Genomic DNA, 14,325 nt, shown 5'->3' with positions numbered 1-14,325 from the left:
GTTTAATGCTTTCCTGTGTTTTTATAATGAAGTCAGTTCTTCTGCTGATTTGGCTACCAGATCGAATTTAATCTCGAAATTGTCATAGATCAAATTGTCACCCAGATCAGAAAAGAATTTACCCGAACGGAAACGAATGTCCCATTTTGTACGATCCAGTGTTGCCGTTCCATTGGCGGTAAGAGTACCGTCAACCATTTTGGTTTCAACCGGGAACTCCACTTCATGAGTAATTCCTTTAATGGTTAAATCTCCTTTTACAACACCGGCAGTACTTACCGACTTAACTTTAAATGTGGCAACCGGATGTTTTTCTACCGAAAAGAAATCATCGGATTTCAGGTGACCATCCAGTTTATCTTTCCACTCCCCTTGCATATCGGTACTTTCAATGGTACTCATGTCCATTTTCACCTCTGCATCGTGAATTTTTCCGTCTTTAACTATAACCGAACCGGCCTCTATCATCACATAACCGGTGTGTTCACCTGTTACTTTCTTTCCTGTCCAGTAAACTTTGCTCGCTTTGGTATCCACTTTCAATTCTGATTTCTCGTTCGAGTTAACTGATGCGAATGCCACCGAGGCACTTAAAACTGCTGCTCCTGCTAATGCAAATAACTTTTTCATTGTTTTCAATTTTTAGTTTTACAATTAATTTTAATGCAAACATACGGCAGGGACAAATCGAAAAAAATAAACTAGTTTAATAAATTCAGACTATTTAGTCTTTTTTTGCGCGTTTGGCTAAAATTTTACTTAAAAAGACGGGAGTAACACCGAGGTAAGATGAAATTTGATACTGCGGCAATCGCTGAATGAGTTCGGGATGCTCGCTTACCAATTCTTCATAATTTTCCTCGGCAGTTTTCGACAGAATAGAAACAAATCGTTTTTGCAGAAAAACATACGACTTGCGAATGTAGTTGGCTAAACTAATGTACCGTTTATACAGCACATGAAAATCATCTTCGGCAATGGAGTATACAACACTGTTCTCGACAGTTTCAACAAAATACGGGGTTTCTGCAGGAGTTCCAAGATCACCGATCCACTGACGTTCGCGGGCAAAAAGGATATTAAATTCTTTTCCGTTCTGATCGATGATATACAGGCGTAGCAAGCCTTTCTCAACATAGTAATGTTTGGTGTTGGCCTCGCCGGCACTCATCAAAAGCGTTTTCTTTTTATAGATTCGCTTGCCAAAATAAGAGGTGATCTCCTTAATTTCGGCTTCTTCAAGCGGGGCACCTTTTATATGTTTGAAGTAAGAAAGTAAAACCTCGTAATTTTCCATATTCCAAAATCGTTGCCTAAAAATAAGAAATTGCCAAAGTTCTGGAAAGAAATTCGTCGCAAACAGAATCTATTTTTTGAGCGGTTAGTAGATCGTACTAACTTAAAGTTTAAATGATTCCTTGCACCTCCATCTTAAAAAGATTTAGGATTGCGATTAGGTTTTGAATCATTTTACTTTCCGGTTGAAAGGAGTATAATATTCAGTCGTTTAAATTAACAGGATATAATTATGATTTTTATGAGGTATATATAACTATATTTGTACTTTATAAAATTTTTTAGAAACTTCGGCACTATGAAATTAAGAGGAGTAACCATCATACTTCTAGCAAGTTGCTTTATCCTGGAAGTTTTTTCGGCTTACAGTCAGTCGCCTCTACAATGGGTAAATCCGTTTATTGGTACCACCAATTACGGCACCACAAATCCGGGGGCGGTGGTTCCTCGCGGAATGGTTTCGGTAGTTCCGTTTAACGTTTCGGGTAATTCGGAACTGAACAAACGCGACAAAGACAATGGTTGGTGGTCGACACCTTATGCCTGGGAGAATAAATATTTTACCGGTTATTCGCATGTCAACCTCAGCGGTGTTGGATGCCCCGAATTGGGTGTGATCCTTTTGATGCCAACAACCGGTGAAATTAATGCCGATATCAGGGAATATGGTTCTGAAATGAGCAATCAAATTGCACATCCCGGCTATTATTCCACCTTCCTGACTAAATATAAAATACAAACTGAAGTTACTGCCAGTACACGAACCGGAGTAAGTCGATTTACCTTTCCGGCCGGGAAATCAAATATTCTGATCGATCTCGGAAACGGTCTGACCAATGAGAGCGGTGCATCGATAAAAATTATAAATGACCGGGAAATTGAAGGCTGGCGGATGACAGGCACGTTTTGTTACAACGATGGTACCGAACGCCCTGTTTATTTTGTGGCCCGTTTCAGCAAAGCAGCCCTGGAATACGGTGTTTGGAAAAAAATGCCAAAATTGGGCAGCGAAGCTGCCTGGTCATCAACCAGTGGCGAATTCAAATACTACAAAAATTACAGGGCAGAAATGGCCGGTGACAGCATCGGCAGTTGGTTTACCTTCGATACAAAAGCCAACGAACAGATTATTGTTGAACTTGGGGTTTCGTATGTAAGCATCGATAATGCCCGGCAGAATTTGAATGCCGAATCGAACAATTTTGATTTTGAAGCTATAAAAAAGCAAGCCGAAGTCAAATGGAATGAAGCACTTTCAACCATTACGGTTAAAGGCGGAACAGAGGATCAGAAAACTGTTTTTTATACAGCTTTGTACCACATGCAAATCCATCCCAATATTTTGAGCGATGTAAACGGTCAGTACCCGGCCATGGAGTCGTTCGAAATAAAAACACGCGAAGATGGTGAACGCTACACGGTTTTCTCACTCTGGGATACTTACCGGAATGTGCATCCGTTTCTCAGTCTGGCTTTTCCCGAGCAACAGTTGAACATGGTGACCTCGATGATAGAGATGTACGACGAAAGCGGCTGGCTTCCCCGCTGGGAGCTAAACAGCACTGAAACGCACGTGATGGAAGGTGATCCTGCTATACCTGTTATTGTCGATACATGGTTCCGCGGCATCAGAGATTTCGATGTGGAAAAAGCTTACGAAGCCATGTTTAAATCTGCAACTACTGCTGGGGCAAAAAACAAAATTCGCCCTGACATCGATTTTTATCTTTCACACGGCTACGTGCCTCTCAAAGCACCATACGATAATTCGGTTTCGCACGCATTGGAATATTACATTGCCGACTGGAACCTGGCCCAACTCTCCAAATATCTTGGTAAAGATGCCGATTACAAGCGCTTTCTGAAACAATCACAAGGCTGGAAAAATTATTACGATACTGAATTTGGTATCATCCGTCCGAAGCTGGAAAGTGGTGAATTTATGCCCGATTTTGATCCAAAACAAGGAGAAAACTTCGAGCCCAGCCCCGGATTTCACGAAGGAAATGCATATCAGTACACTTTTGCCACCCACCATGATATGGAAGGAACAGTCCATTTAAATGGTGGTAAAAAACAATTTGTTAAGAAATTGCAGGCCATTTTCGATGACGGCCATTTCGATATGGCCAACGAACCGGATATTCATTATCCATGGTTGTTCAATTATGTGAAAGGAGAAGAATGGCGTTCGCAAAAGGAAGTAAATCTGTTAATGGCAGAATATTTCAAAAATGCACCGGACGGTTTGCCCGGGAATGATGATACAGGAACCATGTCGACATGGATCGCCTATGCCATGATGGGGATTTATCCTGTTCTTCCGGGCGATATGAATTACGCCGTCTCCTCCCCTGTTTTTGATGAAGTAAGAATTCAACTCGATCAGAATTTTTATCCGGGCAACGAAATCATCATCAAAAAATCAGGTGATTCGGATCTAATCAGCAACATAAAACTCAACGGGAAAAAACTAAAGCGTTATTTTGTCAATCACGCCGATCTGGTAAAAGGTGGAACGCTTGAAATAATCCATTAATTTTGAAATAACAAAAAATCATACGAACCATGAAACGACTTTCAATTCTAATTTTACTGGCCTCTGCTGTTGCATTCAGCGCATGCAATCGGGAAACCACCACAACCAGTGTAATTACTGATTATACAACCTTTGTCGATCCGATGATTGGCAGCGATTACCACGGGCACGTATTTGTTGGTGCCAGCACACCTTTTGGTGCTGTTCAACTGGGGCTAAATAATCCAACGCAAGGCTGGGACTGGTGCTCAGGATACCACTATTCCGATTCACTACTAATTGGTTTTGCACACACACACCTTAGTGGTACCGGTATAGGAGACCTGGGTGATATTCTTTTTATGCCGGTCTCGGGAGATTATACTCCAAATATCACTGAAGAAAATCCTTACGACTGGCAAGCTAAATACACTCACGATGACGAAGAAGTGGAACCGGGATTTTATTCCATCAAAATAAAACGCTACAACATAAAAGCCGAACTTACAGCCACTGATCGGGTTGGTTTTCATAAATACGAATACAATGGAAACGGAAATTCCAAAGTACTCGTCGATCTGAAATATGGCACAGGCTGGGACCGCATTACAAAAGGTCAATTAAAACAGGTGAACAACAACAGCATTGAAGGATATCGTTTTTCAAAAGGCTGGGCGGCCGATCAGCGTGTATTTTTCTACACCGAATTCTCGAAAGATATCATCAACTTCGAAATTATAAGAAGTAATGATGAAATAGGCGAAATTACTGCTTTGATCGAGTTTGAAGGCAATGGCGAATTGATGGCAAAAACAGCCCTTTCGCCGGTTAGTACCGAAGGAGCTCACAATAACATGCTGGCAGAAATTGATGAAGAAATTGGCGTTTGGAATTTCGACGGAGTATGGGAAATGGCCAAAACAAAATGGAATACCGAACTGGGTAAAATCCGAATTGAAACGACTAACGCAGCCGATAAAACAACTTTTTATACCTCGCTGTATCACACCATGATCGCTCCGAACTTATTCAACGATGTAAATGGCGATTATCGCGGAACAGACAAAGAAATTTATGCCGATCCCGGGTTTGATAATTACACCGTTTTCTCGTTATGGGATACTTATCGCGCTGCGCATCCATTATTCACACTAGTTCAACCGAACCGGGTAAATGATTTTGTGAATTCCTTACTGGCAGCCTACGATCAACAAGGGAAGTTGCCTGTTTGGCACCTTCAGGGAAATGAAACCAATACCATGGTTGGCTATCACTCAGTTCCTGTAATTGCGGATGCCTGGTTAAAAGGCTTCAGAGGTTTTGATGCCGAACGTGCATTCGACGCTATGAAAACATCGGCTTTACTCGACGAACGAGGTCTAGACTACGTAAAAGAACTCGGTTATATCCCGGCCGATAAAACCGTAGAATCAGTAGCCATGGGACTGGAATATGCCATCGATGACTGGTGCATTGCCGCAATGGCAAAAGATCTGGGAAAAACCGAAGATTATGAGTTGTTCTCGAATCGTGCCAACTATTACAAACAGTATTTCGATACCAACATCAAATTTATGAGGGGTAAACTTTCCGACGGAAGTTGGAGAACGCCATTTAGCCCTATTTATTCGGCACACCGCGAAGATGATTTTTGCGAAGGGAACAGCTGGCAATACACCTGGCTGGTTCCTCAAGATCCTGAAGGCTTGATTGAATTGCACGGAGGAGAAGATGCTTTTAACACCAAACTCGACAGCTTGTTTTCCATTTCATCGGAGCAGGTTGAAACGGCTTCGAGCGACATTTCCGGACTTATCGGACAATATGCACACGGCAACGAACCCAGTCACCACACCACCTACATGTACGCTTATGCAGGCACCCAGTGGAAAACCGCTGAAAAAGTACGCGAAATTTGTACCACCATGTACACCGACCAGCCCGATGGATTGTGCGGGAATGAAGATTGTGGCCAGATGTCGGCCTGGTATGTACTGTCATCTATAGGCATTTACCCGGTTAATCCGGCTAACGGCGCCTATGTATTTGGCAGTCCATTGTTCGATGTGGCTGAAATCGGGCTACCTCAGGGAAAAGTATTTACCATTGTTGCCGAAGATAACAGCGATGAAAATCTATACATTCAATCAGTAACATTGAACGGCGAGCCCTACACAAAATCATTCATTACGCACAAGCAAATTCGTGCGGGTGGAAAACTGGTTTTTAAAATGGGAGATACACCGAATAAAGACTTTGGGAAAAATGCGGAGGATCGTCCAAAATCGGTAGTTTATTAAATAATTATCCAACATTCCCGTCGATATCAATTGCCGGATTTGTTGCTTACCTTTGCAGAAAAATAAAACATGCCAGCTGATAACTACTTTCCGCAATTAGAAGATATAACCCGGGCGAAAATCAGGTTAAAGGATGTTACGCTTCATACTCCTTTGCAAAAAAACCTGAACCTTTCGGAAGAGTTTCATGCCAATATTTTATTGAAACGGGAAGACCTGCAGGTAGTACGTTCTTACAAGTTACGTGGTGCTTACAATAAAATCGCTCAACTTTCGGATGCCGATCGTAAAAAAGGCGTAGTTTGTGCAAGCGCCGGAAATCACGCTCAGGGATTTGCCTATTCGTGTCGCGAATTAAAGATCCAGGGAAAAATATACATGCCTGCAACCACGCCAAAACAAAAAATACGCCAGGTTGAGATGTTTGGGAAAGACAATGTGGTGGTTTTGCTGGCCGGCGATACCTTCGATGATTCCAACAGACTGGCGATGGAAGACTGCCAAAAAACCGGGATGATCTTTGTTCATCCTTTTGATGATCCGCAGATTATTGAAGGACAGGCCACAGTTGGCTCCGAAATTCTGGAAGACACGAAGGATCAAATCGATTACCTGTTTATTCCGATTGGCGGAGGAGGATTGGCCGCTGGAGTAGGTGCCTATTTAAAACAGGTTAGTCCTTCCACAAAAATAATTGGCGTTGAACCGGCAGGCGCACCTTCCATGCAAAGTTCGGTTGAAGCAGGGAAAGTGGTACGACTGGAAAAAATCGACAAGTTTGTTGACGGTGCAGCCGTTCAGCAGGTTGGCAATTATACCTTTGAAGTTTGCCGGCAGGTGATCGACAAATTTCAGCCGGTGCCTGAAGGAAAGATATGCACTAAAATTCTGGAATTGTACAACCGCGATGCCATTGTTATTGAACCGGCCGGAGCACTTTCGATTGCTGCCCTTGATTTTTTCAGAGATGAAATCAAAGGGAAAAATGTAGTTTGTATTGTAAGTGGCAGCAACAACGACATTACCCGCACGGAAGAAATAAAAGAACGTTCGCTTTTATACGAGGGATTGAAGCATTATTTCATCGTGCGTTTCCCGCAACGGGCCGGTGCACTTCGCACCTTCGTTGATATTGTACTTGGCCCGAAAGACGATATCACCCATTTTGAATATTCGAAAAAAACCAACCGCGAAAAAGGTCCTGCTGTCATTGGTATCGAAGTCCAGACAAAAGAAGACTTTAAAGGGCTGGTCGAGCGTATGGAGGAGAACGGATTTATATTTGAATACCTGAACGATCGCCCTGATCTGTTTCAGTTCTTGATTTAAATGTCAGTGTCGTTTGAAATTCACTCATAACATATTCATACTTTTGCTGATCGGCCTTGCCTTTCAAGCTGTGGGTCAGGAATTTCGTTACACCAAAAAGATTTTTGGGGAAATCGATACACTCAAGAATGTTGAATACGCACAGGCCGAATGGTTGAATAATCCGATTGGTCTTTTAGCCGATTATAACATTCACGACGGAGAACAATCAACCGAGCTCAGACCACTTTTCATGGACCTGTTTCTGCCGAAAAATGATACGGTTGCAAAGAGGCCGGTCATTATCTTTTCGCACAGCGGGGCTTTTCTGACGGGATCGAGACTGGCCGATGACATTGTGGCTTTCTGCGACTCGTTTGCCCGACAGGGTTATGTTACAGCAACAATCGATTACCGATTGGGAATGGGAGCCGATGTAACCCGTTTTCTGGGCGTAATAGTGGGACTTAGTGTTAGCGAAGAAAACGCCTATCGGGCGGCGTACCGTGCAACACAGGACGGCAGAGCAGCTATTGGCTACCTTAAGCAAAATGCCGACTTCTATGGCATCGATTCATCTCGGGTATTTTTGGCAGGAAGCAGTGCCGGTGCTATTCAGGATTTATCCGTTTTATACCTCGACCAGGAGCAAGAAATCCCTGAGAATACACAAAATGCCCCACCGCTTGGAAGTTTGGATGAAATCGGACCTTCCGGATCGTATGCCTCACCGGATGCTGTTGTAGCCATGTGGGGAGCAACCTGGAATACAAGTTACATTGAAAATAAGCAAACACCACTGCTTTTAATGCACGGCGAAAACGATAACATTGTTCCTTTCAAAAAAGGCATACCACTCGTAGGCAGCGTCCCCGATAATCCTCTGGTTAAATTTAAAATGCCTGAAACCTATGGAAGTTACTGCATTGATACAGCGCTTACAAACCGTGGAATTCCCCATGAAACCTATTTTGTAACAGACAAAGGCCATGAATTTTATGGTGTTGATACAGGAATCTTCCCGCCTGAAGGTCCTAATGAATATTGGGACACCGTGCATCATAAGATTTCCGAGTTTTTGTTCCAACAGATAAAGCCTGTTGCTGATTTCGACTTTATACTAAATGAAAATTCATTGACTACTTTCAACCATTCGTCGGACGATTACCTTATTGAATGGGATTTTGGTGATGATACCTCCTCAAGTTCGTGGGAACCTGAACACGTGTATGATCAAAAAGGGCGATACAAGGTTTCGCTGAAAGTTTGCAATGCTATTATGGCTTGCGATACCATTTCAAAACTTGTAAATGTCGATTTCCTGTCAGGTGCAGCGGTTTACAATGCTAACGAAATCAACATTTACCCTAATCCCGTTTCCGATCGATTAACTATTTCAGGCATCGACTCTTCTTTTGATTTTCGCATTGTTGATCTGACGGGCAGAACGCGACGAAGACTTGAGCAATTAAAGGACAGCCAAATTGACCTGAGTTTATTACGTCCGGGAATTTATATTTTGGAAATCAATTTCGGACAAATCAGTTTGATCAAGAAGATCAGCAAAATCAAATAAGAGAAAAAATTATTCCTCCCCTATTGCAGATTATATTTTAAATTCATTACTTTGTATTTCAAAGTACTTTTAATATGGAGAATTCAGAAAAATATTTATCCGAGATCAAAGAGATCCGGAAAATGATGGAAGAATCGAGTCGATTTCTTTCTTTAAGTGGACTATCGGGAATTCTGGTTGGAATTTATGCAATGTTTGGTGCAGCACTTACCTATTATTTAGTCTATTCCGGAAATGTTGATTCAAATTTCTTCTATAACCCAGTGGCTCCAAAAGTAGCATTAATTGCATTTATTGTTTTAGTATTGTCTTTGGCAACGGTGATAATACTTACGATCCGGCGCGTCAGAAAAGCCGGAAAAAAGTTTTGGAACCCGGGTACGCGACTCATGCTGATTAATCTTGCACTGCCACTGGTTTCGGGAGGTATTTTTATTATGGTTCTGACATCCGACGGAATATACGGGATTGTGGCGGCGGCCTGCCTGATCTTTTATGGACTGGCACTAACCACCGCAGCTAAATTTACCCGTCAGGAAATTTTCTATCTGGGCATTTTTCAAATTGTATTAGGCATTATTGCTGCATTATTACCATCGCTGGGACTTTTGTTCTGGGCACTTGGTTTTGGTGTGCTCCATATTATTTATGGAATTCTTATGTATTACAGATATGAGTATAACAAAGCCCCAAAGTCATGAAATGAGCCCCGACTTTTATCGGGACAAATTCCATGTGTTTCCATTAAAAGCAAATAACTATTGACACATGAAAAGCAGTTTTCAAAATCTAAATAAGGCTTTCGAGAATAAGATCCGGTTGGGAATCATGTCGGTGCTTTCGGTAAATGCACGTGCCTCATTTAACGACTTAAAAGAGATGCTCGAACTCACCGACGGGAACCTGGCAAGCCACCTAAAAACGCTTGAACATGCCGGATACATTGCTGTAATTAAAACATTTGTTGACCGAAAGCCCAATACAAAATATGAGATTACTGACACCGGCGCGGCTGCTTTCGAAAGCCATATAAAAGCGCTGGAAGAAATTTTAAAACAGATCTAATTTTTTTATACATCCACTTTGAATTTCAAAGTAAAAATAAAACATATGGAAACAAAAGAAATCATTCGCGATGCGCAAAAGTCGATCAACTGGCAGATTACTTTTAAAGTCTTTATTATCGGCTTTATAGCATTGGTACTACTCATCCCAAAATTTATGATCATCGACTTGATCGGTGAACGCCAGAAAACGGCAGAACTCACCAACCAAGAGGTCATGCAAACTTGGTCACTGGCACAAACCGTTCGCGGACCGGTGCTTATGCTCCCCTATATCGAACGCAGTTTTGATGCCAGCGGGAAGGAAATCAGCGAAACTTCCAAGTCGTGTTACCTGCTTCCCCAAACTTTAAATATTGACAGTGAGGTTTTCCCGGAAAAACGAAAACGCAGTATTTACGAAACGGTAGTTTATGAATCGGCGATAAAAGTTAAAGGGAACTTTCAGCAACCAAATCTTGAAGCATTAAAAATTTCGCCCGAAGATGTACTCTGGGAAAAAGCAACACTAATGGTCGCTATCACCGACCTGCGTGGTATCAGCGACAAAGTTTCGCTATCCTGGAACGGAACTGAACATGAATTCATGCCAGGAATGGAAAACCCGCTGATCGGAGTCAATGGCATTTCATTGCCGATGCGTGAATTGTCGTTGAAAAACTTTCCGGCCAATTTCGAATTCATGCTCCACTTAAAAGGTTCAGAATCTTTAAGTTTTGCTCCCCTCGGCGAAACCACCGAAGTCAAACTTCAATCCGCGTGGAACGATCCCGGATTCGAAGGAAGCTTTCTTCCTGCCGATCACGATATCGATAATAGCGGTTTTATCGCCAGCTGGAAAGTACTGAACTTTAACCGCAACTTTCCGCAGATGTGGAAAAATGCGGAGTATCGTGTTACTGACGCCGATTTTGGTGTACGGCTGGTGCAGGTTGCCGACCACTACCAGAAAAGTTCGCGGGCGGCCAAATACGGAATCATGGTCATACTCTTTGTTTTTCTGGCATTCTTTTTAAATGAAATTATTACCAAACAGCGGGTTCATCCCTTCCAATATATTTTGGTTGGTTTTGCCGTGCTTACCTTTTACCTGCTGCTACTTTCCATTTCGGAGCAAATCGGGTTTAACCTTGCTTACCTTATCTCGGCGCTGGCGGTATTAGTGATGGTTTTACTTTATTCGCGCTCGTTCTTAAAAACCTGGGGAAACGCACTCATACAAACACTGATTCTAACTTTTTCGTTCGGATTTATATTTGTGTTGATGCAGTTGGAGACACTGGCACTATTGGTTGGTAGCATTGGTTTGTTTGTGGTGCTAGCACTAACAATGTTCTTTACTCGGAAAATTAACTGGTACGGAGAGTGAGTTAAGTGTTCAGAGTTTAACGTTAAGCTCGTGACTAAAGCTCAACTGTTCAATACTTTGCTAACGTATCTTTACTCCCAAGCTGACCTGAAGTCAGCAGGTGAAAACTGAGAGCCGAGGAATCCGATCTGTTTTAAAGAGATCGGATTCTTAATTGAAGCCTTAAAAATCAGTAAAGTGTTTGATAAATAACAATTTATTTCTATTTTTGCGCGTCAAAAAACTGGATAAATAGTTTTAATAATTTAAAAATTAGATGTTTATGTTGAATCAGTATGAAACCGTTTTCATTTGTACTCCCGTTTTATCTGAGCCACAGGTAAAGGAAGCGGTAAAAAAATTCAGAGACATCATCACCGAAAACGGAGGTGAGATGGTCCATGAAGAAGATTGGGGAATGAAAAAACTGGCTTACCCCATCCAAAAGAAATCTACTGGCTTTTATCACTTGTTTGAATTTAAAGCCGATCCTGCACTTATTACTAAGTATGAAACTGAATTCCGTCGTGATGAGCGCGTAATTCGTTTTATGACAGTGAAACTCGACAAATATGCTGTTGCATATAGCGAGAAGAGAAGAAAGCTTCAGAAAGAAAAAACAGAAAAGAAGGAGGATTAAACCATGGCCCAGAATTCAAGTGAAATCAGATACCTGACTCCACCGTCAGTAGAGATTAAAAAGAAAAAATATTGCCGTTTCAAGAAAAACGGAATCAAATATGTGGATTACAAAGACCCTGAGTTTTTGAAAAAATTCCTGAACGAACAAGGTAAAATCTTACCACGTCGTATCACTGGAACTTCACTGAAATATCAACGTAAAGTTGGACAGGCCATTAAACGTGCCCGCCAGATTGCTTTGCTGCCATTTGTAACCGACATGATGAAATAAGGAGGACTTGGAATGGAAATTATATTAACACAAGATGTAGATCGACTGGGAAGCAAGGATGATATTGTAAACGTTAAAGACGGTTTTGCACGAAACTTCCTGATCCCACAGAAAAAAGCGATTGTTGCCACCGAATCGGCTAAAAAAATTCTGGCTGAGAACACCAAACAGCGTGCGCATAAAGAAGCGAAGCTGAAGGAAGAAGCTCAGAAAATTGCTGATCAGATTGTAAACAAGAAAATTAGCATTGGAGCTAAAACAAGCTCTTCAGGCAAAATTTTTGGTTCGGTTAACACCATTCAGCTGGCTGAAGCGATCAATAAAAAAGGATTTGAGATCGACCGCAAGCAGATCACAATTCCTGAAGACAGTATTAAAGAGGTAGGTACTCATAAAGCGATCATTAAACTGCACAAAGAAGTGAAAGTTGAGATCGAATTTGAAGTTGTAGCTGAATAAGCAGATATTACCAGATAAAACATGAAGGGTTTCCGGTTTCGGAAGCCCTTTTTATTTAGCGAACGTTATACAAAGCATACCCTGATATTTTTACTTAACAACAATAATTAAATCCTATCTCTTATTCATTATGTTGCCTTATCAGGCAGATTTTACTCGTTGTCTTGACACAACGAGTAAACAGGAAAGTCAAGGCTTCGTGCGCTTCGCTCGGAAAAACGAAGCAATGCCTGCTAAAATTACTGAACTCGTCATTCCTCCTCAAACAACAATAATTTATTTACGCATTCACTTATTGTTTTCCGGCTCACCGCCCGATGCTGTCGCGCCTATGCGAAAGCCTACATTCGATGAACTGTGGCCTCTTTTGGTCAAGTGCTTCATCAAAACCTTACATTAGTGAGTACGGGAAGCTCTGAAGGTATGAGGAGATCACCCGTCCGAAGTTAGGTAAGGTGAAGATATGGAGCGAAGATCAAAAGCAGCCTTGATTTTTCTGCATACTCTTTGGATTAAGCCAAAGAGTTTGGCCTCCTGCAGAATAAAATGAATTCATCGCAATTCTGAAGTTTTTTAAATGACTGGATTTACAGATAATGCAATAAAACCCATCATGCAATTATTACGTAAATGCAAAAGCAACATTTTAAAATTCAACGTAGTAAAAATCACAGCCATGGAAAATCATTTTTACCTTGTAGCCACTCCCGAATCTTTGATTAGCTCGCATCTTAATCCTTTCGATTTTGGAAATTATATGGCCGTTGGCACCAAAAAGAACCTAAAATCGCAATCGGTATTTTTTGAAGTTGATCCCGACAAACTGAATCTGCCGATGGATTATATCAGGGAAAAACTTGTTGCCTACCCCGACGGTGAGCCCAAACGATCGGTTTACCTGTCGATTTATCGGGTGTTTGAACAAACACCGCTTGAGGCGCTGAAAAATCTTTACCTGGTTACTGACGACGGTAAGGTGCTTGAAATTGCGGCTTCTGAATATTCAGAGTCAAATAAAGAAATTCATTTGTACCAGCAATACAATCCCTTTAAAACCCGGGTAGCCAGCAAACTAAGTCCACCTGAATTTGTACGCTTCCTTACCGATACTGCCAAACCGGTTTCCGTTCCCACTTTATTTTTTGTGGAGTTGCAATTGAATGAACTGGCAAAAAATCCAAATGCTCCGCTTAATAACCTACCTTACAGGAATCCGGCACATTTGCGCGAATGTTTGATCAAACTGCATCAATCAAAAGAAAGATTAACAAAAACCGTATTACGGGAAGAAAAATCGGAACTCCCCTATCGTACAATAAAAACCGGCTTTTTTATCGGTTCGAAACAGAATTTCAAATTCTATCCCTTTCCATTGCACGAAGAATTGGAATCAAGTTACTTCTCGTGGTGGAGGTCAGCCCTGGTACAGCACTTTTAAACAACAAGTAAAAATCACTTCACAACTAATAATAGTTAAACTCATTAGCCATAGGAATCTAGATGTTTTTCGGGATTTGCTTATCTTGCCAACCAAAATTTCAAA

13 protein-coding genes are annotated in these 14,325 nt (G+C 41.6%); 11 read left to right on the top strand and 2 right to left on the bottom strand.

Going from position 1 to position 14,325, the window contains the following annotated elements:
* Positions 1 to 21: 21 nt before the first annotated feature.
* A complete protein-coding gene (locus WFY05_RS17125) occupies positions 22 to 630 on the bottom strand; it encodes a YceI family protein (protein WP_340114133.1) in 609 nt (202 codons plus the stop codon).
* 94 nt (positions 631 to 724) lie between these two features.
* Complete coding sequence (locus tag WFY05_RS17120; RefSeq protein ID WP_340114132.1) at positions 725 to 1,297, bottom strand: Crp/Fnr family transcriptional regulator; 573 nt, start codon at positions 1,295 to 1,297, stop codon at positions 725 to 727.
* A gap of 297 nt (positions 1,298 to 1,594) precedes the next feature.
* Between WFY05_RS17120 and WFY05_RS17115 the strand changes: the two genes are divergently transcribed.
* The 11 genes from WFY05_RS17115 (at position 1,595) to WFY05_RS17065 (ending at position 14,220) form a co-directional block, all read left to right on the top strand.
* Positions 1,595 to 3,835, top strand: a complete 2,241-nt coding sequence (locus WFY05_RS17115; protein ID WP_340114131.1) for a GH92 family glycosyl hydrolase — start codon at positions 1,595 to 1,597, stop codon at positions 3,833 to 3,835.
* 29 nt (positions 3,836 to 3,864) lie between these two features.
* A complete protein-coding gene (locus WFY05_RS17110; RefSeq protein ID WP_340114130.1) occupies positions 3,865 to 6,114 on the top strand; it encodes a GH92 family glycosyl hydrolase in 2,250 nt (749 codons plus the stop codon).
* 69 nt (positions 6,115 to 6,183) lie between these two features.
* Positions 6,184 to 7,443, top strand: a complete 1,260-nt coding sequence (ilvA, locus tag WFY05_RS17105) for a threonine ammonia-lyase (protein ID WP_340114129.1) — start codon at positions 6,184 to 6,186, stop codon at positions 7,441 to 7,443.
* A gap of 13 nt (positions 7,444 to 7,456) precedes the next feature.
* Complete coding sequence (locus WFY05_RS17100; RefSeq protein WP_340114128.1) at positions 7,457 to 8,998, top strand: T9SS type A sorting domain-containing protein; 1,542 nt, start codon at positions 7,457 to 7,459, stop codon at positions 8,996 to 8,998.
* 74 nt (positions 8,999 to 9,072) lie between these two features.
* Complete coding sequence (locus WFY05_RS17095) at positions 9,073 to 9,699, top strand: hypothetical protein (protein ID WP_340114127.1); 627 nt, start codon at positions 9,073 to 9,075, stop codon at positions 9,697 to 9,699.
* A 67-nt stretch (positions 9,700 to 9,766) separates the two neighbouring features.
* On the top strand, positions 9,767 to 10,063 hold the full coding sequence (locus WFY05_RS17090; RefSeq protein ID WP_340114126.1) for a winged helix-turn-helix domain-containing protein: 297 nt from the start codon (positions 9,767 to 9,769) through the stop codon (positions 10,061 to 10,063).
* A gap of 45 nt (positions 10,064 to 10,108) precedes the next feature.
* The gene (creD, locus tag WFY05_RS17085; protein WP_340114125.1) at positions 10,109 to 11,431 is read left to right on the top strand and encodes a cell envelope integrity protein CreD; all 1,323 of its coding nucleotides are present in this window, start codon (positions 10,109 to 10,111) and stop codon (positions 11,429 to 11,431) included.
* A gap of 262 nt (positions 11,432 to 11,693) precedes the next feature.
* A complete protein-coding gene (rpsF, locus tag WFY05_RS17080) occupies positions 11,694 to 12,050 on the top strand; it encodes a 30S ribosomal protein S6 (RefSeq protein WP_340114124.1) in 357 nt (118 codons plus the stop codon).
* 3 nt (positions 12,051 to 12,053) lie between these two features.
* The gene (gene rpsR, locus WFY05_RS17075) at positions 12,054 to 12,323 is read left to right on the top strand and encodes a 30S ribosomal protein S18 (RefSeq protein ID WP_340114123.1); all 270 of its coding nucleotides are present in this window, start codon (positions 12,054 to 12,056) and stop codon (positions 12,321 to 12,323) included.
* Between the two features lie 12 nt (positions 12,324 to 12,335).
* Positions 12,336 to 12,782: a 50S ribosomal protein L9 gene (rplI, locus tag WFY05_RS17070; RefSeq protein ID WP_340114122.1), complete on the top strand. Its 447-nt coding sequence runs from the start codon at positions 12,336 to 12,338 to the stop codon at positions 12,780 to 12,782.
* A gap of 676 nt (positions 12,783 to 13,458) precedes the next feature.
* Positions 13,459 to 14,220, top strand: coding sequence for a hypothetical protein (locus WFY05_RS17065; protein ID WP_340114121.1), 762 nt, complete (start codon positions 13,459 to 13,461; stop codon positions 14,218 to 14,220).
* Positions 14,221 to 14,325: the final 105 nt, after the last annotated feature.

The organism is Maribellus mangrovi, assembly GCF_037646455.1.
Classification (GTDB): Bacteria; Bacteroidota; Bacteroidia; order Bacteroidales; family Prolixibacteraceae; genus Draconibacterium; species Draconibacterium mangrovi_A.
This window is presented reverse-complemented; position numbering and strand designations above follow the sequence as displayed.